Source organism: Streptomyces sp. NPDC048196, from assembly GCF_040652715.1.
GTDB classification, from domain to species: Bacteria; Actinomycetota; Actinomycetes; order Streptomycetales; family Streptomycetaceae; genus Streptomyces; species Streptomyces siderophoricus.
The window spans coordinates 53281-76260 of record NZ_JBEZMM010000004.1 but is presented as its reverse complement, the minus strand read 5'-3'; the positions used below and the strand labels follow the sequence as shown (position 1 = coordinate 76260).

At 73.0% G+C, this 22980-nt stretch carries 16 protein-coding genes; 12 read left to right on the top strand and 4 right to left on the bottom strand.

Going from position 1 to position 22980, the window contains the following annotated elements; translation table 11 throughout:
* Window positions 1-3180 (bottom strand): amino acid adenylation domain-containing protein, encoded by a 3180-nt coding sequence (locus tag AB0E02_RS07145; protein WP_362136933.1) that lies wholly within the window; start codon window positions 3178-3180, stop codon window positions 1-3.
* 249 nt (window positions 3181-3429) lie between these two features.
* Here AB0E02_RS07145 and AB0E02_RS07140 point away from each other — a divergent pair, with 249 nt between their 5' ends.
* The 6 genes from AB0E02_RS07140 to AB0E02_RS07115 all read left to right on the top strand — a co-directional run bounded on the left by AB0E02_RS07140 (window position 3430) and on the right by AB0E02_RS07115 (window position 13211).
* Window positions 3430-7653 (top strand): amino acid adenylation domain-containing protein, encoded by a 4224-nt coding sequence (locus tag AB0E02_RS07140; protein WP_362136931.1) that lies wholly within the window; start codon window positions 3430-3432, stop codon window positions 7651-7653.
* Between the two features lie 179 nt (window positions 7654-7832).
* Entirely contained in the window at window positions 7833-9548 is a 1716-nt protein-coding gene (mtnA, locus tag AB0E02_RS07135; RefSeq protein WP_362136929.1) for an S-methyl-5-thioribose-1-phosphate isomerase, read from the top strand.
* Entirely contained in the window at window positions 9545-10135 is a 591-nt protein-coding gene (locus AB0E02_RS07130; RefSeq protein ID WP_362136927.1) for a cupin, read from the top strand. The genes mtnA and AB0E02_RS07130 overlap by 4 nt, the downstream gene beginning before the upstream one ends.
* Window positions 10132-10908 (top strand): acireductone synthase, encoded by a 777-nt coding sequence (gene mtnC, locus AB0E02_RS07125; protein WP_362136925.1) that lies wholly within the window; start codon window positions 10132-10134, stop codon window positions 10906-10908. The genes AB0E02_RS07130 and mtnC overlap by 4 nt, the downstream gene beginning before the upstream one ends.
* A 33-nt stretch (window positions 10909-10941) precedes the next feature.
* On the top strand, window positions 10942-11787 hold the full coding sequence (locus AB0E02_RS07120; protein ID WP_362136922.1) for an S-methyl-5'-thioadenosine phosphorylase: 846 nt from the start codon (window positions 10942-10944) through the stop codon (window positions 11785-11787).
* A gap of 194 nt (window positions 11788-11981) precedes the next feature.
* Complete coding sequence (locus AB0E02_RS07115; protein WP_362136920.1) at window positions 11982-13211, top strand: PP2C family protein-serine/threonine phosphatase; 1230 nt, start codon at window positions 11982-11984, stop codon at window positions 13209-13211.
* Between the two features lie 197 nt (window positions 13212-13408).
* Here AB0E02_RS07115 and AB0E02_RS07110 read toward each other — a convergent pair whose 3' ends face one another.
* Window positions 13409-14272: a TetR family transcriptional regulator C-terminal domain-containing protein gene (locus tag AB0E02_RS07110; RefSeq protein WP_362136918.1), complete on the bottom strand. Its 864-nt coding sequence runs from the start codon at window positions 14270-14272 to the stop codon at window positions 13409-13411.
* A 273-nt stretch (window positions 14273-14545) separates the two neighbouring features.
* Here AB0E02_RS07110 and speB point away from each other — a divergent pair, with 273 nt between their 5' ends.
* Window positions 14546-15598, top strand: a complete 1053-nt coding sequence (speB, locus tag AB0E02_RS07105) for an agmatinase (protein ID WP_362136916.1) — start codon at window positions 14546-14548, stop codon at window positions 15596-15598.
* A gap of 42 nt (window positions 15599-15640) precedes the next feature.
* Here the strand turns inward: speB and AB0E02_RS07100 are convergent, their stop codons facing one another.
* Together AB0E02_RS07100 and AB0E02_RS07095 are read right to left on the bottom strand one after the other, a co-directional pair.
* On the bottom strand, window positions 15641-16195 hold the full coding sequence (locus AB0E02_RS07100) for a hypothetical protein (RefSeq protein WP_362136914.1): 555 nt from the start codon (window positions 16193-16195) through the stop codon (window positions 15641-15643).
* Between the two features lie 96 nt (window positions 16196-16291).
* Window positions 16292-17224 carry a hypothetical protein gene (locus AB0E02_RS07095; RefSeq protein ID WP_362136912.1) on the bottom strand — a complete coding sequence of 311 codons (933 nt, stop codon included), beginning with the start codon at window positions 17222-17224 and terminating at the stop codon, window positions 16292-16294.
* Between the two features lie 736 nt (window positions 17225-17960).
* Between AB0E02_RS07095 and AB0E02_RS07090 the strand changes: the two genes are divergently transcribed.
* The 5 genes from AB0E02_RS07090 (at window position 17961) to AB0E02_RS07070 (ending at window position 22976) form a co-directional block, all read left to right on the top strand.
* Window positions 17961-18770, top strand: coding sequence for a PTS sugar transporter subunit IIA (locus AB0E02_RS07090; RefSeq protein WP_362136910.1), 810 nt, complete (start codon window positions 17961-17963; stop codon window positions 18768-18770).
* Window positions 18771-18925: 155 nt separating this feature from the next.
* Window positions 18926-20512: a PTS ascorbate transporter subunit IIC gene (locus tag AB0E02_RS07085; protein WP_362136908.1), complete on the top strand. Its 1587-nt coding sequence runs from the start codon at window positions 18926-18928 to the stop codon at window positions 20510-20512.
* A gap of 130 nt (window positions 20513-20642) precedes the next feature.
* Window positions 20643-21095: a MarR family winged helix-turn-helix transcriptional regulator gene (locus AB0E02_RS07080; RefSeq protein WP_362136906.1), complete on the top strand. Its 453-nt coding sequence runs from the start codon at window positions 20643-20645 to the stop codon at window positions 21093-21095.
* Complete coding sequence (locus tag AB0E02_RS07075) at window positions 21095-22153, top strand: ATP-binding cassette domain-containing protein (protein WP_362136904.1); 1059 nt, start codon at window positions 21095-21097, stop codon at window positions 22151-22153. The genes AB0E02_RS07080 and AB0E02_RS07075 overlap by 1 nt, the downstream gene beginning before the upstream one ends.
* Window positions 22113-22976, top strand: coding sequence for an ABC transporter permease (locus AB0E02_RS07070; protein WP_362136902.1), 864 nt, complete (start codon window positions 22113-22115; stop codon window positions 22974-22976). Before AB0E02_RS07075 ends, AB0E02_RS07070 begins: the two co-directional genes overlap by 41 nt.
* Window positions 22977-22980 lie beyond the last annotated feature (4 nt).

Below are 22980 nucleotides of genomic sequence, written 5' to 3'. Positions count from 1 at the left end.
TCAGGAAGGATCGAGGGGGAGTGCGCCGAGCCGCCGGTCGGGATCGGCGGCCACCTCACGCAGCAGATGGACGTAACGGTCCGCCAGCCGCCGCACGGTGGCGCGGTCGAACAACTCGGTCGCGTATTCCAGGCTGACGTCCAGCGCACCCGGTGCGCCGTCCGGTGCCGTCCGGCTCACCAGGTCGAAGGCCAGGTCGAAGCGGGCCGCGCCGGAGCCGGCCAGCCGCCACTCATGGGCGGTGCCGTCCAGCACCAGCGCCGACCCGGCGGTGTTCAGCAGCCCGAACGCGATCTGGAACACCGGGTGGTGGGCCAGGCTCCGCGGCGGGTTGACCACCTCCACCAGCAGGTCGAACGGGACGTCCTGATGGGCGTAGGCGGGGATCCACGCCTGCCGCACCCGGTGCAGCAGCTCGCCGAACGGCGGATCGCCGGAGGTGTCGGTGCGGAGCACGACGGTGTTCACGAAGAAGCCCACGAGATCGTCCAGCGCCTCGTCCGCGCGGCCCGCGGTCGGGGTCCCCACCACGATGTCCTCACCACCGCCCAGCCGGGTCAGCAGCCCGGCCAGCGCGGCCTGCAGCACCACGAACAGCGTGCAGCCGCTGGTCCGGGCCAGCTCGTCCAGCGCCCGGCGCAACTCCGCGGGGATCACGAACTCCACCACGTCACCCGCGCCGCCGGCCACCTCCGGGCGCGGACGGTCACCGGGCAGCGGCGTGCACTGCGGGATCCCGGCCAGCGCGGCGCGCCAGTGGGCCAGCGCCTGCGCGAGCGGGCTGTCCGGATCGTCGCGGTCGCCGAGGACCTGGTGCTGCCAGGCGGCGTAGTCCCGGTACTGGACCGGCAGCGGGGGAAAATCGGGCGCCGTGCCCGCGCGCCGGGCGGCGTACGCCCGGGACAGATCGCGGAAGAGGGGGGTGAAGGACCAGCCGTCGGCGGCGATGTGGTGCAGGACCACAAGCAGCACGTTCTCCTCGCCGGTGCGGAACAGCGCCATCCGCAGCGGCAGCTCGCATTCCAGGTCGAACGGGGCACGGACGGCGCGGGACAGCAGCCCGTCCACCTCGGCCGGCCGGCAGTCGGTGACGGTCAGTCCGGGCCGGGCGTCGGCCGGGTCGAGGACCTTCTGGTAGGAGGTCTCGCCGTCGGCGGGGAAGACCGTCCGCAGACTTTCATGACGGGCCGTCACATCGGCCAGCGCGGCGCGCAGCGCATCGGTGTCCACCGGGCCGGGCAGCCGCAGGACCAGCGGGATGTGGTAGCCCGGATCGGCGTCCCCCATCAGCTGGTAGAGCAGCCACAACCGCCGCTGTGCGGGCGACAGTTCGGCGCGGCCCTCGCGCGGGCCGGGCTCCAGCGGGACGCGGGCCGCCGGCCCGGCCGCCTTGCGGTGCTCCAGCCGGGCCGCCAGCCCGGCGACCGTCGGCGCCGCGAACAGGTCCTCCAGGCCCGGCCGGACGCCGAGCGCGGCGCCGATGCCCGCCGCCGCGCGGGTCGCGGTCAGCGAGTGCCCGCCCAGCGCGAAGAAGCTGTCGTCGATGCCGACCCGGTCCACGCCCAGCACGTCCGCGAAGACCCGGCACAGCAGCCGCTCGGTCTCGTTGCGCGGGGCCCGCCCGGCACCCTCGAACACCGGCGCCGGCAGCGCCCGCACATCCAGCTTGCCGTTGTTGGTCAGCGGCAGCCGGTCCACCACCACACAGGCGGCGGGGACCATGTGCCCGGGCAGGGCCAGCCGCAGCGCGTCCAGCAGCCGGGCCGGCCAGTCCTCCCCGACGGTCGCGGCGGTGGCCGGCGCGGCCGGGACGACGTACCCGACCAGGTTCTTGCCGCCGTGGTGGTCGGGCAGCGGAACGACCGCCGCCCGGGCGACGTCGTCCCGGCGGGTCAGCTGGTGCTCGATCTCACCGAGCTCGATGCGGAAACCGCGCAGTTTGATCTGGTTGTCCTCGCGGCCGAAGTACTCCAGCAGCCCGTCCACGCGGCAGCGCACCAGATCACCGGTGCGGTACATCCGGCTGCCGTCCCGCGCGAACGGGTCCGCCACGAACCGCCCGGCGGTCAGCTCCGGCCGCCCCCAGTAGCCCCGGGCCACGCCCCGCCCGGCGAGATAGAGCTCGCCCACCTCGCCCGGGCCGACCGGCCGCAGCCGCTCGTCCAGCACATGGGTGCGCACACCGGCCAGCGCCGAGCCGATCGGGACCGGCCCGTCACCCACCTCCGTGACCAGGTGCCGGGTGGCGAAGACGGTCACCTCGGTCGGCCCGTACACATTGACCACCGACCCCGGGCCGGAGGCCACCAGCGTCCGCGCGACCGCGCTGGGCGAGGCCACCTCGCCGCCCATCCACACCTGGCAGCCGTGCCCGAAGGCGTCCGGGGACTCCTCCGTCATCAGGTTGAACATCGACGGGGTGATGAACGTGGAGGTGATCCGCTCCGCGGCGAGGGTCCGCACCAGCGTGGCCGGATCCAGCCGACCCGGCGGCGCGACGACCACGGTCCCGCCGCGCAGCAGCGGCACCAGGATCTGGTACACCGAGGCGTCGAACTCCAGCGGCGACTGCAGCAGCACCCGCGCGTCGATACCGGCCCAGCAGTCGTCGGCGGCGAACTCCACCACGTCCCGGTGGCTGATGGCCACGCCCTTCGGGCGGCCGGTCGAGCCCGAGGTGTGGATGACGTAGGCGAGTTGCTGCGGCAGCACGGGCGGCGGCGGAGCCACGGCGTCCGCCGGCGCGCGGTCCAGCAGCTCCCCGACGACCCGGACCGCCACCCCGGCGAGCGCGCCGGTGGGGTCCGCGGTGCAGCTCGCGCGCAGCGCCGCGGCCCGCTCCGCGGTGTCCACCAGCACCAGGTGGGTACCGCACTCGCCGAGCACCGTCCGCAGCCGGGCGGCGGGGGAGCGGACGTCCAGCGGGGCGTAGGCGCCGCCGGCCTTCAGCGTGCCGAGCAGGGCGACCACGACGTCCGGGCCGCGCTCCATCAGGATGCCGATGCGGTCCTCGGGCCGGACGCCGCAGCCGGCCAGGGCGCGGGCGAGGGCATCACTGCGTTCGTCGAGCGCACCGTAGGACAGCGTGGCACCGCCGCCGTGCCCGACCGCGGGCGCGTCCTTCTTCTCGCCCACCCGGGCGGCGAATACCGATGTGATGGTGCTCGGCGCTTCCGGCAAGCCGAATCCCCTTTCGGCACGGATGAGTTGCCCCGGATCTGCATTCGGCTTCCACCGCGGTCCGGCGACGGCGCTCGGCAACGTAGGTCGGTGCCGGAAGGGGTGTCAAGGAAGCCGCGGTGTCCCGCCGGCGGGACACCGGACCTTGCTTGTGCGGATTCCCCGCGGCCGGTTGAATGACCGCCGCATCGCCTTTCCGCACATTCCTTTTGCAATTCCGGAAGAGCGCAATGGGATGAGGTCTTCCCGATGACACTGGACGGCACCGGCGCCGCCCCGCACGGTCCGCGCGGCGCGCGCGAGGAGATCCTCCGGGGTCTGTTCGCCGAGATCCTCGACGCCCCCGACATCACGGCCGACGACAACTTCTTCGCCCGCGGCGGGACCTCGATGCTCGCCGTCCGGCTGATCAACCGGATCCGGGCGGTGCTCGGCATCAAGATCGGGGTGCGGGCGCTGTTCGGCGCCCAGACGGTCGCCAGGCTCGCCGCCCACCTCGCCGCCGACGACCCCGTGCACCACCCCGTGACCCGGATGACGCCCCGCCCGGGCCCCGTACCGCTCTCCTCCGGCCAGCGCGGCCTGTGGTTCCTCGACCGCCTCGCCGGCCCCGGCGCCACCTACAACATCCCGGTCGTCACCCGGATCACCGGCACCCTCGACGACCGCGCACTGGCCGCCGCACTCGGCGACGTCGTCACCCGCCACGAGGCGCTGCGGACCCTCTACGGCGAGCGGGACGGCGAGCCGACCCAGCGGGTACTGCCCGCCGACGAGGTGCGCATCGACCTGCCGGTGACCGACCGCACCCCGGACACCCTGCCCGCCGCGGTGGCCGCCGCCAGCGCCCATGTCTTCGACCTCACCGCCGAAATCCCGCTGCACGCCGAGCTGTTGCGGACCGCACCGGACCGGTGGGTGCTCGTCCTGGCACTGCACCACATCGCCTGCGACGGCTGGTCGGTGAGCCGGCTCGGCCGCGATCTGTCCGCCGCGTACGCCGCCCGGCTGCTCGGCCGGGCACCCGACTGGGAGCCGCTGCCCGTCCAGTACGCCGACTACGCGCTGTGGCAGCGCGCCGCACTCGACGAGGAGTCCGTGTCCGGCTCCCCGGTCACCCGCGGACTGGCCCACTGGCGCACCGCCCTGCGCGATCTGCCCGAGGAACTGCCGCTGCCCGCCGACCGCCCCCGCCCGGCGAAGGCCGGCACCGCCCACGGCACCCTGCGCCTCCCCGTCGACGCCGCCACCCGCGCCGGCATCCGGTACCTCGCCCGCACCGGCCACGCCACCGAACTCATGGTGGTCCAGGCCGCGTTGGCCGCCCTGCTGACCCGGATGGGCGCGGGCACCGACATCCCGCTGGGCACCGTCGTGTCCGGCCGTACCGACGACACCCTCGACGAACTGATCGGCTTCTTCGTCAACACGCTGGTGCTGCGCACCGACACCTCCGGCGACCCCACCTTCGACGCCCTGCTGGCCCGGGTACGGGACACCGACCTCGCGGCCTTCAGCCACCAGGACCTGCCCTTCGACCGGCTCGTCGAGGAACTCCAGCCACCCCGCTCGCTCTCCCGGCACCCGCTCTTCCAGGTGATGCTCTCCTGGGCGTACGGCGGCGACCTCGGGCTGGAACTGGCCGGCGCGACCTGCGTCACGGACCGCGCGCAGGCCCAGGGCGCCAAGTTCGACCTGGAGTTCGCCTTCGACGAGCGGCCCGACCAGGACCTGCTGGAACTCTCCCTCACCTACCGCACCGCCCTCTTCGACGAGCCCACCGCCAGGGCCCTGGGCGAACGCCTGCTCCGGCTGCTGGACCGGGCCGCGGCCGACCCGCAGGCGCACATCGGCGCCCTCGACCTGCTCTCCGCCACCGAACACGAGCAGGTCCACCGCGACTGGCAGGGCACCGTCCGGCCGTCCGCACCCGGCACCGTCGTCGAGGCCTTCGACGCCCGGGCCGCCGCCGCACCCGACGCCCCCGCCGTGGTCCACGGCGACACCGCCCTGACCTACGCCGAACTCGGCCACCGGGCCGAGCGGTTGGCGCGGCACCTGATCCGTTCCGGAGTGACCCCCGACACCGCCGTCCCGCTGCTCATGGAGCGGTCCGCCGACCTCCTGGTGGCCCAGCTCGCCGTCCTCAAGGCCGGCGCCGCCTACCTGCCGCTGAACCCCGCCCACCCGGAAGCCCGCCTCCGGGCCGCCCTGGCGGAGGCCGGCAGCCCGGTGCTGCTCGCGGACCCCGCGCACCGGGACCACCCGGCGGCCACCGGCCACACCGTCCTGACCCCCGGCGCCCGCCCCACCACGGACCGCGGCCGGCCCGCCGCACCGCCCACCGTCCACCCCGACCACCTCGCCTACGTGATGTACACCTCCGGCTCGACCGGCGAGCCGAAGGGCATCGGCACCACCCACCAGGGCGTCCTCGACCTGGCCCGCGACTCCTGCTGGGGCCTCGGCCCCGGCGACCGGGTGCTCTTCCACGCCCCGCACGCCTTCGACGCCGCCACCTACGAGATCTGGGTGACGCTCCTCAACGGCGGCTGCGTGGTCGTCGCACCCCCGGGTGCACCCGACGGACCGGCCCTGACCCGGCTGATCACCCGCCACCAGATCACCCACGTCCATCTGACCGCCGGGCTGTTCCGCACCGTCGCCGAGGACCACGCGCACTGCTTCGCACCCGTCCGCGAGGTGCTGACCGGCGGCGACGCGGTGTCCGGACAGGCCGTCGCCCGGGTCCTGGCCGCCTGCCCCGACACCGCCGTCCGCGCCCTGTACGGCCCGACCGAGACCACCCTGTGCGTCACCCAGACGTCCTGGCAGCCCGGCGAACGCGCCGACGGCACCGTCCCGTTGGGCCGCCCCATGGACAACACCCGGGCGCACGTCCTGGACGAGGCGCTCCGTCCGGTCCCCGCCGGCGTCGTGGGCGAGCTCTACCTGGCCGGCGCGGGCCTGGCCCGCGGCTACACCGGCCGCGCCGCACTGACCGCCGAACGCTTCGTGGCCTGCCCCTACGGTGCCCCCGGCGAGCGGATGTACCGCACCGGCGACCTCGTCCGCCGGGACACCCGCGGCCGGCTGTTCTTCCTCGGCCGCGCCGACGACCAGGTCAAGATCCGCGGCTACCGGATCGAACCGGCCGAGGTCGAGACGGCGCTCGCCGCCCTGCCCGGCGTCCGCCAGGCCACCGTCACCGTCCGCACCGACCCCGCCGGCGAGAAACTGCTGGCCGGCTACGTCGTGCCCGCACCGGACGGCCCCGCCCCCGACCCCGCCGCCCTCCGTGCCCAACTGGCCGCCCGGCTGCCCGACTACATGGTGCCCGCCGCGCTCCTCACCCTCGACGCCCTCCCGCTGACGCCCCACGGCAAACTCGACCGCCGTGCGCTGCCCGCCCCGCGGTTCGCCGCGGCCCCCCACGGCCGGGCCCCGCGCGGCCCCCGCGAGGTCGTACTGTGCCGCCTCTTCGGGGAGGTCCTCGGCCTGCCCCCGGTCGGCATCGACGACGGCTTCTTCGAACTCGGCGGGCACTCCCTGCTCGCCACCCGCCTGGTGCACCGGATCCGCTCGGTGCTCGGCGTGGAACTCGGCGTCCAGGACCTCTTCCGGGCCCCGACCGTGGCCGGACTGAGCGCCCTTGCGGCCACCGGAAGCACCGGCACCGAGCTCGGCGAGGTGCTCACCCTCCGCGCCGACGGCGACCTCCCCCCGGTCTTCCTGATCCCCGCCGCCAACGGCCTGAGCTGGACCTACGCCCCCCTGCTGCGGCACGTCCCGGCCGGCCACCCGGTGCACGCCCTCCAGGACCCCCGGCTCACCGACGGCAACCCCGGTCCGCGCACCGTCACCGACCTCGCGACCGGCTACCTCGCCCGGATCCGCGCCCTGCGCCCGCACGGCCCCTACGTCCTCGCCGGCTGGTCGTTCGGCGGCACGGTCGCCCAGCAGATCGCCACCGACCTGGCGGCACAGGGCGAACCGCCCGCCCTGCTCGTCCTCCTCGACGCCTACCCCGGCGACGTCCTCGGCTGGGGCACCACCCTCGACCCGCGCACCCTGGTGCCGCTCGCCCTGGACGGCGTCACCGCCGAGGCACCGGACGGCGCCGGCCTGCCCCCGGCCGCCGCCCTGCACGACGCGCTGCGCACCGCCGGCAGCGCCCTCGGCTCCCTCGACGAACGGACCGTCGGCCGGCTCGTCGAGGTCGCCCGGCACAACGTCCGGGCCCTGGCCGAACACCGGCCGGGCCGCTACTCCGGACCGGTGCTCTGCTTCGACGCCGCGGCCGGCCACCACCCCGCAGGACCCGCCTCGGAAAACTGGCAGCCGCTCCTCGACGGACGGGTCGACACCGTCGCCGTCCGCGCCGACCACACCGGCATCGTCACCGCCGCGGCCATGCCCGAGGTCGGCCCGGTGATCGAGGCCGCCCTCAAGGCGGCGGCCCCACCGGCCTGACCCCTGCCACGGCCCCGCCCACCCGCCGCAAGGAGGAGCATGCCCCACCGCCGACGCCCCCCGGAGACCGGACCGCGGAAACACCGCGGCAACACCGCCGCCATGCGGCCCAACTACCTTTTCCCCCAAGGAAATCCGGTGCAAGGAAATCCGGTCCGCACGAAGGCGGTGACAGGCCCGTGAACGCCGGCCAGCCCTCCCTGTACTGGGAAGACGGTGCCATCGTCACCGTCGACCAGCGCGTCCTGCCGCACACCCACCGGCAACTACGGCTGCGTACGGTCGACGAGACCATCGAGGCCATCACCACCCTCGCCGTCCGCGGCGCCCCGGCCATCGGCCTGGCCGGCGCCCTCGGCGTGGCCCTCTCCGCACACCGCCACCGCCGCCCCGACGGCACCCTGGACGAAGGGGCCGTACGCGCCGACGCCCAGCGGCTGGCCGCCGCCCGCCCCACCGCGGTCAACCTCGAATGGGCCGTCCACCGGGTCCTGGCCCGGCTCGGCGAGGGCCGACAGGCCGTCATCGACGAGGGCCTGGCCATGCTGCGCGAGGACGCCGAGGTGAACGGCGCGATGGTCCGGCGCGCCGCGGACCTCCTCGACGACCTGCTCCCGGACCGCCCGCTGCGCCTGCTCACCCACTGCAACACCGGCCGGCTGGCCACCACCGCGGTCGGCACCGCCCTCGGCGTGATCCTCGAACTCGCCGCCCGCGGCCGGGTCGCCGAGGTCCTCGTCGACGAGACCCGCCCGCTGCTCCAGGGCGCCCGGCTCACCGCCTGGGAACTGCGCGAGGCGGGCGTACCGCACCGGGTGTGCGTCGACTCCGCGGCCGCGGCCGCGATCGCCACCGGCCTGGTCGACTGCGTCCTGGTCGGCGCCGACCGGATAGCCGTCAACGGCGACGTCGCGAACAAGATAGGGACCTACGGCCTCGCCGTCGCCGCGGACCGCAGCCGGGTGCCGTTCCTCGTCATCGCCCCCGAATCCACCCGCGACCCCGCACTGCCCACCGGCGCCGGCATCACCATCGAGGAACGCGCCGCGACCGAGGTCACCGAGTTCGCCGGCACCCCGGTCGCACCGGCCGGCACCGCCGTCTTCAACCCGGCCTTCGACGTCACCCCCGGCGAGCTGATCACCGCGATCGTCTCCGAGAGCCGGGTGCACCGCCCCCGCGAGGCGGCCGCACCCCCTCACGGCGCGGACCTCCCCGACGACGGGCAACTCGCCACCGCGGTCGCCGCGCTGTCCCGGACCCTGTACGAACGGGACTGGATGCCCGGCACCTCCGGCAACATCTCGGTCCGCTCCGCCACCGATCCCAAGACCGCGCTGATCACCGCCAGCGGCCGGGACAAGGGCGACCTGACGGCCCGTGACCTGGTGGCCGTGCACGCCGAGAGCGCCGACCCGCTCGCCTCCGACGGCCCCCGGCCGTCCGCCGAAACCGCCGTCCACGCGGCCGTCTACCGCACCACCGACGCCCGCGCCGTGATCCACGTGCACGCCCCGTACGCCACCGCGGTGGCCGGCCGCTGGGCCCGCGAGACCGCCGCCCCCGGCACCGGCCCGGCCCCGCTCCCGCTGCGCGCCTTCGAACTCCTCAAGGGCCTCGGACTGGCCGACCCGGTGGCCACCTCCGTGCCCGTCTTCCCCAACCACGCGGATGTCGGGAGGATAGCCACCGAGGTGGCGGACCACTTCCAGGACCGGCCCGAGGCACCGCCCGCGCTGCTCATCGCGGACCACGGCATCACCGTCTGGGGCCGGGACCTGGCCCAGGCCCGCAACCGGCTGGAGTGCCTGGAGGCGATCTGCCGGCTCGTCCTGCTCGACGACGGCAACTGGCCGGCCCGGCCCGCCCCGACACCGGAAGGAAACCCCGCATGACGCTCCTTCAGCTGATGCCGGACGACGCACCGGACACCGTGCTGCTGCGCACCACCGACACCACGGTCATCGCCAGGACCCTCGCCGGCCACGGCGTCGAACTGCGCCACTGGCCGGTCCGCGGCCCGGTCACGCCCCAGGACGACAGCGACGAGATCCTTGAGCGCTACCGCGCCGAGGTCGACGAACTCAGCGCCCGCGAGGGTTTCCGCCTCATCGACGTGGCCCGCCTGCACCCCAGCGACGACCCCGTCCGGGCCGAGCAGGCCGCCAAGGCCCGCACCACCTTCCTGGAGGAACACCGCCACGCCGAGAACGAGGTCCGCTTCTTCGCCCACGGCCGGGGCTGCTTCTACCTCCACCTCGACGGCCAGGTCTTCGCCACGGTCTGCGAAGCGGGCGACCTGCTCTCCGTACCGGCCGGCACCCGCCACTGGTTCGACATGGGCACCCGCCCCGACTTCACCGCCATCCGCTTCTTCGAGGAGGAGGACGGCTGGGTCGGCGACTTCACCGGCGACCCGCTCGCCCGCTCCTTCCCCACCCTCGATGCACTCGTCGGCACGCCCGAACCGGCGGCCCCGTGACCGACCGGCCCACCCCCGGCACCCCGCCCCGCGCCCCGGCCGGTGCCTCCGTCAGTGCTCCCGTCAGTGCCGTCGTCCTGGACATCGAGGGCACCACCGGCTCGGCCGACCACGTCCACACCGTGCTCTTCCCGTACGCCCGCAAGCGGATCGCCGGCTGGCTCGCCACCCACCGCGGTGAGCCCCGCTGGACCGAGATCCTCGACGGCGTGCGCACGGAGACCGGCACCCCCGACCTCGACGAGGCGGGCGCCGCCGAAGCCCTGCACGCCTGGGCCGACGCCGACGTCAAGGCCGCCCCGCTCAAGGCCCTCCAGGGCGAGATCTGGGCGGCCGGCTACGCCGACGGCACCCTGCACGGCCACGTCTACGACGACGTACCCGAGGCGCTCACCCGCTGGCGGGCGGCCGGCATCGCCCGCCACATCTACTCCTCCGGTTCGGTGGCGGCCCAGCGCGACTGGTTCGCCCACAGCAACCACGGTGACCTGACCAGCCTGATCGACGGATACTTCGACCTGACCACCGCCGGACCCAAACGCGCACCGGACTCCTACCGCACCATCAGCCGCACCCTGGCCGTCCCGCCCGGACGAACGCTCTTCCTCAGCGACGTCCGCGACGAACTCGACGCCGCGGCCGCGGCCGGCTGGCAGACCGCGGCGGTCCGCCGCCCGGACGACCCCCGCGGCCGGTCCGTCGCGGGCCACCCCGTCCACGGCGACCTCACCGGGCTCCACCTCCCGCCCGCACCGCCACCCCCGGCCGCCTGACCGGCCTCCCGGCCCACCACCGAGACAGGACACATGACCACCACCGCCACCCCCGCCGGACCCGCGACCGGCCCCGCCACCCCCGCCGCCGAACTCGCCGTCATCGGCGGCAGCGGCTTCTACGAACTCCTCGCCGACGCCGAACGGATCACCGTCGACACCCCTTACGGCGAACCGTCCGACGCCCTCACCGTCAGCGAGATCGGCGGCCGCCGGGTCGCCTTCCTGCCCCGCCACGGCCGCGGCCACGCCGTACCCCCGCACCGCATCAACTACCGCGCCAACATCTGGGCGCTGCGCTCCCTGGGCGTCCGCCAGATCCTCGCCCCCTGCGCGGTCGGCTCGCTCCGCCCCGAACTGGGCCCCGGCGCCGTCGTCGTCCCCGACCAGCTCGTGGACCGCACCAGCGGCCGCGCCCAGACCTACTACGAGCGGGGCGCGGTCCACGTCTCGTTCGCCGACCCCTACTGTGCGCACGGCCGGGAAGCGGTCCTGGAGGCGGCCGCCGCCACCGGCACCGAGGCCACCGACGGCGGCACCATGGTCGTCATCCAGGGACCCCGCTTCTCCACCCGCGCCGAATCCCAGTGGTACGCCGCGGCCGGCTGGTCCCTGGTCAACATGACCGGCCACCCCGAAGCGGTCCTCGCCCGCGAACTCGCCCTCTGCTACACCGCCGTGGCCCTGGTCACCGACCACGACGCGGGCATCGACGCCCACCAGAGCGTCTCCCAGGAAGAGGTCTTCAAGGTCTTCGCCCAGAACACCGAACGACTGCGCGCCCTCGTCCTGGAAACCCTCGACCGCCTCCCCAAGGAACGCACCTGCGGCTGCACCGCCACCCTCGCCGGCCTGGAGCTGCCGTTCGAACTGCCGTGACGGGCCGGCGACGGCCCCGTCCGGCTGCTGTCCGGCTGCTGTCCGGCCGCTCTGTCCATCAGGGTGGGTCCGGGTCCCTGCGGTGTGACATGCCGCAGGTGGCGTAATGGCCGGTCCTGGCCGTTCGGGCACGCGACGCTGAAGGGCCTTGAGCACGGTCGAATGACCGTGCTCACGGTCGTCAGGAGCCCGTGGTGGACAGGTCGGGGACGGACGGTTCGGGGCCCGACGGGTCGCCCCGGCCGGTCATGGAACGGATCCGCGGCGACCGCCGGCCGGGCCGCGGTCACCCGGCACCCCGCCGCGCCGCGATCGTGGAGAACAGCGGCTTCGAGGTCCCCCGCCCGCCGGCCTGGATGCGCTGGCTGCCGGTCGCCTACGTCGCGCTGGTCCTGCTCCTCGAAACCGTCACCCCCACCGAATGGGCGGTCAGCTTCCTGCTCATCGCCCTCCCCGTGGTCGCCGCCTACACCCTGGGACCCCTCAGCGTCGCCGCGGTCACCGCCTTCACCCTCGTACTCGAAGGCGTGATCGCCGGCACCCCCTGCTGCACCGGCCACAACATCCACCAGCTCTGGGAGAACCACCACGTCGCCGCCTACATCGCCACCGCCCTCGTCGGCATCCTGGGCATCGCGCTGGCCGCCCACCGCCGCCGCCAGGAGCAGTCGCTGGTCCGCGCCAACTCGGTGGCCGAGGCCCTGATGCGCACCCTGCTCCGGCCGGTCCCGCACCAGGTCGGACACGTGCTCGCGGCCGGCCTCTACCGCTCGGGCGAGATCGGCACCATGGTCGGCGGCGACCTCTACGACATCCGCGCCACAAAGACCTGCGAACGCGCCATCATCGGCGACGTCCGCGGCAAGGGCCTACGGGCCGTCCGCACCGTCGCCGACATCCTCGGCAGCTTCCGCGAGGCCGCCTACGACCAGGGGGACCTGCTCGGCGTCGCGGCCCGGATGGAACGCCGGCTGGCCCGCGAGGCCGCCGAACTGCACGACGACGAACTCTTCGTCACCGCCGTCCTGGTCGAGTACGACGCGGCGGCGGGCGAGGTGACGATCGTCAACCACGGCCACATCGAACCGGTGCTGATCTCCGACGGCGAGGTGACCCCCCTCCTCGGGCCCCCTGCCCTCCCGCTCGGCCTGGGCTCCCTCGCCGAGGTGACCGCCACCGCCTACACCCACGGCTTCGCCCCCGGCGACGTGCTGCTCCTCTGCACCGACGGCCTGATCGAGGCCCGCGACCACGACGGCGCCTTCTACCCCCTCCTCGACCGGCTCCGCCACCACTTCACCGACCGGCCCGCCCCCGGCCCCGCCGAGGTCGTCGACTTCCTCAACACCGACCTGCCCCGCCACACCCGAATCTTCCACGACGACGTGGCCATCTTGGCCATCGCGCCTCAGGGGGCGCCGTAGCGGCTGGTGGGGGAGGGGCTGGTGTGGGGGAGCTGGTGTGGCGGAGGGGTCGGTGCGGGGGAGGGGCCGGGGCCGGTGGGGTGAGGAGCTGGTGTGGCGGAGGGATCGGTGCGGGGATGGGCCGGTGTGGGGGAGGGGCCGCGACTGGTGGTGGGGGCCGTTCTGGGGGGCGTCACGCCAGGGCTTCGTGGCTGGCCTCAGTGCCCCGCGGCCGGCCTTCGGGCGGCGCGCCGCCGCCGACCCACCGCGGCCCGCCCGGCGCCCGCCGACTCCCCCCGCTCTGCCACGCTGTCGGTGCTGGTGCTGGTGCTGGTGCTGGTGCTGGTGCCGGCGGCGGTACCAGTGGCGGTGACGGCATCAGGGGCGGTGTCGGCATCAGGGGCGGTGTCGGCATCAGGGGCGGTGGCGGTTCCGCTGCCGGACTCCGGTAGCACCGCCGACAACGGACGGAACGGCAGCACCCCCGCGTACCCCACCAACCGGGAGAGCTGACGCCCCGCCAACTCCCGTACCCCGGCCAGGTCCAGCCCCGGGTCGTGGGCGGTGAGCCGCACCGACAGCCCCGCCAGCAACGCCTGTGCCGCGGTGGCCACCTCGGCCGGCACGCAGTCGTGGAAAATCCCGTCGGCCAGCCCCGCGGCCACCGCATCGGCGACCGGCTGTTCCGTACGCCGGTTGAGCCGCGCCAGCGCCTCGGCGAGCTCCGGCGAGCCGGCCGCCCGCGACTCAAGCTCCGCCCACAGCCGCGCCTCCCGCACATCGTCGTCGGTGAACGGCAGCGCGAAGTCGATCAGATCCGCCAGTCGCCGGTCCGCACCGGCCCGCCCCACCTCACCGGCGCTACGGGCCAGCCGCTGCTCGGCCCGGCTCAGCGAATGCGTCAGCGCCTCGGTCAGCAGCTGGGCCCGATTGGCGAAGTGGTAGTGCACCAGCGCCGTCGAGACCCCCGCCTGCCGCGCCACATCCGCGATCCGCACCCCGTCGAAACCGTCCCGGGCGATCAACTCGACGGCGGCATCCAACACCCGCCCCCGCCGGTCCACCTGCTCGTGCTGATCCACCTCTGCTGCCGGTCGATCAACTTGGCGATCAACCTGTCGATCAACGTCGGCCGTCTGACGACCCACCTCTGCGCGACGGTCCGCGAAACCCATGGCCCGATCCTTCCACACCGGGTATTGCCCACCCCCACCTCCTGACGTTAACGTCAGGCCCCGCCGGCCGCTGACTTTAACATCAGCCCGCGACGTCAACCCGCCATGCCAACCCGCCGTGCCAACCCGCCGTGCCAACCCGTCTTTTTCCGACCACCGATCCCCGCCTCCAAGGAATGGATGGACGCCATGCCCCGCTACGGTTCGATGTTCGGTCCCGACATCACCTTCCTGGGGGTGGAGCGCTGCACCCTCGACGAGCCGGAGACCTACCGTGACGCCGACGTGGTGATCGTCGGCGCACCGTTCGACGGCGGGGTCAGCCACCGCCCCGGCACCCGCTTCGGTCCCCAGGCGATGCGCGCCACCGACTACAACGCCCATGACGGCTCCCGGCCCTCCCTCGCCATGCGGGTGGACGCACTCGCCGATCTCCGCGTCCTCGACGCCGGGGACGTCGAAATGTTCGCCGGCGACATCGAGGGCAGCATCCAGGCCATCGAGGACGCGGTGGCCACCATCGCGGCGAGCGGCGCGATACCCGTCGTCCTCGGCGGCGACCACACCATCGCGCTCCCCGACGTGACCGGCGTCGCCCGTACCCACGGCTTCGGCCGGGTGTCGATCATCCACTTCGACGCCCACGCCGACACCGGCGACACCGAGTTCGGGCATCTGCACGGCCACGGCCAGCCCATGCGCCGCCTCATCGAATCCGGCGCCGCCCGTGGCGACCGCTTCCTCCAGATCGGCCTGCGCGGCTACTGGCCCGGACCGGAAACCCTCGACTGGATGGCCGACCAGCACATGCGCTCGTACGAAATGAGCGAGATCACCGCCCGCGGCCTCGACGCCTGCCTGGAGGAGGCGATGGCCCTCGCCCTGGACGACTGCGACGCGGTCTTCCTCTCCGTCGACGTCGACGTCGTCGACCCCGGCATGGCCCCCGGCACCGGAACCCCCGAGCCGGGCGGCCTCACCTCCCGTCAACTCCTGGACGCGGTACGCCGCCTGGCCCTCGAACTCCCGCTGGCCGGCATGGACGTGGTCGAGGTCTCCCCGCCCTACGACCATGCCGACGTCACGGCCTACCTCGGCAACCGCATCGTCCTGGAAGCCCTCTCCGGCCTGGCAGCCCGCCGCCGCGGCGACACCTGGAACCCCTCCCGCCCCCTCCTCGACGGCCGCGGCACCCGCCCCACCCCCGCCCGCCAGACACCGACCGGCCCCTGACACGACGGGGCTGCCCGCAGCGGTCGCGTCCGCGTCCGTCCCCTAAGCGCCCACTGCCCGGGTCTCCTTCCGCTGGTGTGCGTCGCGGGCCGCGTCCACGAAGTTCTCCAGGGCCGCCCAGAACGGGCGGTAGGCGGCATCGAACGCGTCACGGCCGTCGCCCTCACCGGCCAGCTCCTGCTGGACGGCCGCGTAGAACGGGCCCGTCGCCTTCTGGAGCGACAGCGCCGCGGCTGCGGCCGACGGCGGGCCCTCCAGCTCGACGACACGCGCACAGCGACGGATCTTGGCGTACTCGGCCACCTCCCTGTCATGCAGCTCAGTCAACGTCGCCGTCCGGTCATCGGAACCGGGTAGCCGCAGCGTCGCCGAAATCTCCCAGTACAACTCGCCCATGCGGTGGGTCTGTTCGATCAGGTCCAGGTACGCGGTGCGCCGGCTTTCACGCAGTCGCTCGGCGCGTTGCGAGCGAGCGGCGATCTCCGCCTGGATCCGCGCCGCCTGCGCGCTGCCACGGCTGGTGACCCAACTGGCCAGCACCGCCGTGCCACCGGTTACCGCCGCGATTGCCAGAGTCCACAAGCTGCTGTCACCCACCCGGCGCACGATACCCAGCCGCAGTCGCAGCCCAGCAGCCGCCTGATGCCCACATTCCGCGCCTGTTCGCCGCCTGCTCGCCCGCCGACCGCACCCCTACGACGGGAACTCGCCCGGCGGCACCTGACTCGTGGTCGCATTGCCGCCGATCACCTTGTTCAAGGTGAACGTCAGCACCGTGTACTGCGTCCCGCCGGAAACCTGGACGGTCCGGAAATTCGCCTTGTCGTCGAACTTCTCGAAGCTGCACTCCCGGGTGAAGGAGCTCTTCCGGCTGTTCCAGTCCTCCCCGGTCGTGAAGTACACGGTGTATGAACCGCTGTTGACGCTACGTATGGTGGTGTCGGACCCCTTACGTATGTAGACGGAGAAGGCCGTCCGCGCGCCTCGGGTCAACGTCACCACGGCATCGCTGCTCGTACCGTTCCGCACCGTCAGCCGACCCAGTCCGCCCCGGCTGCTGTCGCGTATGACGGCGCCATTGGCCAGCCGCCGGTGCTGCGCCCTTTCCGTACGTGGCAGCCGTAGCGTGGCGTCGTACCCCAGGCTCGTGAGCGCGCGGCCGGCCTCTCTCACGCTCTTCGGGCTCTCCGCCGCATCGAGCGTCACGCGTGGCGAGTCGGCACACCGGCCGCCACTTCCGCGTGCACTCCTGAGGTCCTGCCCCAACGCCCTTAGTGAAATGGCGAGTTGTCCATTGCCCGCCGTGGCGTTCTCCGGCGTCCGGGTGGTCTCCAAGGCGTCCGCGGCCGCCTCGGCCTTACCGGCCGCCGAGTCCAGCGCCCGGTTCAGCGATCCTCCTTCCTGCGCCCGATCGACAGCTTGAAGCGCGCTGTTGAGCGGGCCCAGGGCGTTGCTGAGGGCGTGACGGTAGGACGTCGGATCGACGCTCGGAGTGGGGGAGGAGCTGGGCGACGACGCCGCATCGGCCGTCGACGAACCGCCGGACCCGCTCGCCCCACTCGATCCACCGGCGTCGCTTCCCCCGTCCGACGAACAGGCCGACAGCGGAAGCGAGAGCGCGAGCACCGCCGCTCCGAGAGCGACCCCCCGGCGCATCCGCGCCCGTGCCCCCGACCTGCCTCGAAGAGTCGGTGTACGCCGCACCCACAGGTATCTGTTCATGATCCCCCCTGGTCCCCCTGTTTCCCCCGGTTTCCCGGTAACCCGGGCCCCCAATTCCGCGTGCGTTCTTCTGCGTTGCTGACTGCTGACTGCTGACTGCTGACTGCTGTACTGCTCTATTGCTCGGTTCTGGCGGAACTCCTCAGGATCCTCTGCACCCTCAGAACCCGCTAACCCTGAAGGCCCTCAGAACCCTCAGAACTCTCAGAGCCTTCAGCCCCTCCGACTCGGAATCCTTGGAATCCCTTGGCGTCCCTCAAGCCCGGACGAATCCCTCGGAACGCCTCGTCATCCCCGTCATCCCCGTCGTCCCTCGGTATCTCTCGCTATCCCGTGGTCTCCATCGGTACCCCCGAGCCCCCTGCTTTCGTCCGCTTTCCCTCAAGTCCCGCAAGCACCTCAAGCCCCGCAAGCACCTCAAGTCCCGCTAGTGCCTCAAGTGTCTTGAGCCCCCAGATCCCCGGGATCCCCCGAACTTCCGGCAACTGCCGAAAAGAACCGGATGCAGAACTAAGGCTTCTCCCACCCGAGTTGACTGTCAAGGTTGCTCGTCCGGGCTGTGGATAACTTCATCGCTCGCCGGAATTTCTACTTCCGCACCGATGCGCCGGCCACCGTGGCGTAGGTAGAGTCCGCTGCCATGGCAGCGCTGAGTGATCTTCTCCCCCTTGCCGCTGTGCGCCTGGACGTTCAGGTGGCGGACTGGCAGGAAGCGATCCGAACGGCCGGCGGATTGCTGGTGGAGACGGGGTCCACGACCGACGCGTACACCGCCGAGATGATCCGTAACGTCGAGGAGAACGGGCCCTACATCGTCCTCGCCCCCGGCTTCGCCTTCGCCCACGCCCGCCCTTCCCCCGCCGTCCTCAGGACCGGGCTTTCCTGGGTACGGCTGTCCCGACCGTTGGAGTTCGGGCATGAGACGAATGATCCGGTGACGTTGGTCGTGGGCCTTGCCGCACAGGACGCCGACGCGCACACGGCAGCGCTGGCCGCCCTCGCGCAGCTCCTGGCCGACCCGGCAACGGCACAGGCCCTCCAGGAAGCGGCCGATCCGGAGGCGCTGCATACGGTGCTGGCGGAATCGGCCGCCCTACCGCAAGCGCCGGGAAAGGGGGCGGCACCACCGGAGGAGCGCGCTCACCAACCGTCCCGGAGCCCGTCCGTCCACAAGATCCTGACCGTATGCGGCAACGGCGTCGGCACCAGTCTCTTCCTCAAGAACACCCTGGAGCAGGTGCTCGACCGCTGGGGATGGACCCGGCACGTGACGGTCGAGGCAACCGACACCATTTCGGCGCGGGGCAAGGCGTCCGAGGCCGTGGCGATCCTCACCTCCCGGGAGATCGCCAGGACGCTGGGCGACGTCGGCGTTCCGGTCAGGGTCGTCGAGGACTTCACCAGCGGGCGCGAGGTCGACCGGGTACTCCGCGATACGTACGACGTCTGAGCCGCATCGATCCGCCCTCGTCCGAGCCGCTGGCCTTCCCTGCACGCGGCTGAGGACGCCACCCTCACCTTCACCGCGCTCCACCCCCACCTTCACCCCACCCCACCCGACCCACCCCCCCACCCCCCGCCAGTACCGGGAGGACGGACCGCGCCATGCACGGGCTCATATCCCTCGCCACGTTCCTCGTGAACGAAATCCTCAGCCAACCCGCGTACCTCATCGGCCTGATCACCGCCGCGGGCCTCATCGCGCTCAAGAAGTCCGCCGGGCAGATCGTCGGCGGCGCCATCAAGGCGACGCTGGGCTTCCTGCTGATCGGCGCCGGTGCCGGTCTCGTCGTCAGCGCGCTCGCTCCGTTGGGCGGCATGATCCAGGGCGCGACCGGCGCGCACGGCGTGATCCCCACCAACGAGGCGATCGTGGGCATCGCCCAGGCGAAGTTCGGCGCCCGGGTCGCCTGGCTGATGATCCTCGGCTTCGCGGTCGCCCTCCTGCTGGCCCGCTTCACGCCTCTGCGCTACGTCTTCCTGACCGGCCACCACATCCTCTTCATGGCCACGCTGCTGACCATGGTCCTGGCCACCTCCGGCCAGACCTCCGTGATCGTGGTCCTCGTAGGAGGCCTGCTGCTCGGCATCCTCCTGGTAGTGCTGCCGGCCTTCGCCCACCCCTGGACGAAGCGCGTCACCGGTAACAACAGCATCGCCATCGGCCACTTCGGCACCGCCGGTTACGTCCTTGCCGGTGCTGCCGGTCGGCTCGTCGGCAGGCGAAGCCGCAGCACCGAGGACATGCAGCTCCCCGAGGGCCTGCGCTTCCTGCGCGACTCCATGGTGGCCACCGCGCTGTCCATGGTGCTGATCTACGTGATCATGTCGCTGGTCCACCTGGCCAAGGCGGGCCGGGCCACGGCCTTCAAGGCGTTCGCCATCGGCGGCGGTACCCCGGCCGCCGACCTCGGCAACTACGTCATGCACTCCGTGATGCAGGGGCTCCAGTTCGGTATCGCGGTCGCCGTGATCCTCTTCGGGGTGCGCACGATCCTGGCGGAGCTGGTCCCCGCCTTCCAGGGCATCGCGGGCCGGCTCGTGCCCGGCGCGGTGCCGGCGCTGGACGCACCCATCGTCTTCCCGTACGCGCAGAACGCCGTGCTCATCGGCTTCCTCGCCAGCTTCGTCGGCGGCCTGGCCGGCCTCGGCGTGCTCACCTGGGCGTTCCACCCGGCGTTCGGCCTCGCACTGGTTCTGCCGGGACTCGTACCGCACTTCTTCACCGGCGGCGCGGCCGGCGTCTACGGCAACGCCACCGGTGGGCGGCGCGGGGCGGTCGTGGGCGCCTTCCTCAACGGCCTCCTGATCACCTTCCTGCCCGCGCTGCTGCTCAAGGTGCTGGGCGCGTTCGGCAAGGAGAACACGACCTTCGGCGATGCCGACTTCGGCTGGTTCGGCACCTTGATCGGCAACGCGGCCAAGGCGGGCCCTACCGGGGGCATCGTCCTGATGTTGGTGATCGGCGGTGTGCTGTTGGCGGCCGCGATCCTCTTCCAGAAGCGCGTCGTGGACACCGGCTGGGACCCGGGCGCCGCCCGCGACGCCGCCCTGCCGTCCGAGGCGTCCTCCCGGCGGAGCTACCCGGAGCCGTCCGGTCCGGATACGGCGCCGCCGGCGTCCCGTACCTACGGAAAGATCGCCCCGCCCCCAGGTGCGCCGAACCCGCCTCCGCCCCCGGAGGCCGGCTGAACGGCAGCGGCGCGGTCCCCGTCCCGGGCCCGGGCTGTCCGCGCGGCGGGAAGCTCTTACGGGAGGTGAAATGCGGCGGCCGGGGCGCGCGGCCCCTTCGCTAGCTCGCACTCAGAGCTAAAATTGGGGCATGGCCATGGGGGAGTTCCCCGATTCGCTCGCCGACGTCCTGGCCGGTGTCCAACGGCTGATCCGGCGCCGCCTGCGGGCCGGTCTCACCGCGCCCCCACTGCGCGGCGCCGAGGTGGAACTCCTGCGTCTGGTCGTGGCCCGCCCCGGCATCCGCGTCTCGGCCGCCGCGAAGGAGCTCTACCTCGCCGGCAACTCCGTTTCCACCCTGGTCAACCGGCTCAGCCGGACCGGCTATCTCCGCCGTGAGACCGCGCCGGAGGACCGCCGCTCGGCCCTGCTGTATCCCACCCCGGCCGCCTGCGCGCGGCTGCACGACTGGGAAGTCCGCCGGAGCGCCCTCGTACGCGAACAGGTGTCCCGGCTCTCCGAGGCCGACCAGGCCGCCCTGGCCTCGGCTCTTCCGGCACTGCGCAGACTCGCCCACAACCTGCACGAGGAGGCGGAGGGCTGATGACTCCCGACGAGATCCCCGACGAGATCCCCGAGGAGAGCTGCGAGGAGGCCGCCGAAGAGACCCTCGGCGGCGCATCGCGCACCGGTGCGCCGGGCCCCGCACCCGCCCCGGACGCCTCCGACGCCGTGCTCTGCCGTGGCCTGCGCTACGCCTTCGGCGAGACCCGGGCAGTCGACGGCGTCGACCTCTCCGTACGCGCCGGCGAGGTCTTCGGCTTGCTCGGGCCCAACGGTGCCGGGAAAACCACCGCGATCCGCTGCATCACCACCCTTCTGCCCGTCCCGGCCGGCATGGTGCGGGTGTTCGGGCACGACGCGTCCAGGCAGCGGATGGCGGTACGTCGACTGCTCGGCTACGTCCCCCAGCAGCTGTCCGCCGACGCCGGCCTGACCGGCCGGGAGAACGTCACACTCTTCGCCCGGGTCTTCGACGTCTCCCGCCGCGAGCGCGCCGCACGCGTCGACCAGGCGCTGGCGGCGGTCGGCCTCACCGACGCGGCCGACCGCCTCGCCAAGACGTACTCGGGAGGCATGATCCGCCGCCTCGAACTCGCTCAGGCCCTGGTCAGCGCGCCCCGGCTGCTGATGCTCGACGAGCCGACGATCGGCCTCGACCCGATCGCCCGCACCAGCGTCTGGGACCACATCAACGCGGTACGGGCCGCCACCGGCATGACCGTCCTCGTGACCACCCACTACATGGACGAGGCCGACCAGTACTGCGACCGTGTCGCCCTGATGCATCACGGCCGGATCCGCGCCCTCGGCACACCGGACGAGCTCAAGTCCGCCCTCCGCGCCCGTCGCCGGACAGCCCCTGCCCCGGCCACGACGGGCACCTCGGCCCACCCGTCCCCGGTCTCGACGTCACATCCCCACTTCTCCGCTTCCCCGCTCTCCTCCCCGCCCTCCTCAGCGGCACCGTCGCGCTCGTCCGATGCCGCGCCGACGCTGGAGGACGTCTTCCGGGACGTCGCCGGCAGCGGCCTCGACGAGCAGTCAGGAGACTTCCGCGATGTCCGAAGCACCCGCCGCACCGCCCACCGCGTCGGCTGACGCCCGTCACGAGGCCGGACAGCTGAACCTGCTGCTGGCCCCGCCCCGCGCCCGTACCGGATGGCGGGTGCTGCCCGCCCGCGTCCTCGCGATGTGCGTGGTCGAGCTGCAGAAGCTGCGGCACGACCGGACCGAGCTGTACACCCGCGCCGTCCAGCCCGCCCTCTGGCTTCTCGTCTTCGGGGAGACCTTCAACCGCATCAAGGCCATCCCCACCGGCGGCACCCCCTACATCGACTATCTCGCGCCCGGCATCATCGCTCAGTCGGCCATGTTCATCGCGATCTTCTACGGCATCATGATCATCTGGGAGCGGGACGCCGGCATCCTCACCAAGCTGCTGGTCACCCCGACCCCACGCGCCGCCCTGATCGCCGGCAAGGCGTTCGCCGCCGGGGTGAAAGCGCTGGTCCAAGCCGTAGTGGTGATCGTCATCGCCGCACTGCTGGGCGTGGCCATGACCTGGAACCCGCTGCGGCTCCTCGGTGTGGTCGTGGCGGTGGTGCTCGGCTCGGCCTTCTTCTCCTGCCTGTCGATGACCATCGCCGGCATCGTGCTCACCCGCGACCGTCTGATGGGCATCGGCCAGGCCATCACCATGCCGCTCTTCTTCGCCTCCAATGCGCTGTACCCGGTGGCGATCATGCCTGGCTGGCTCCAGACGGTCAGCAGGATCAATCCGCTGAGCTATCAGGTCGATGCCCTCCGCGGCCTCCTCCTCGGCACTCACGCCCATCTCGCCCTGGACTACGCCGTACTGGTCGCGGCCGCCGTGGCCGGTATCGCCGCCGCCTCCTCCCTCCTGGGCCGCTTGGCCCGCTGACCTC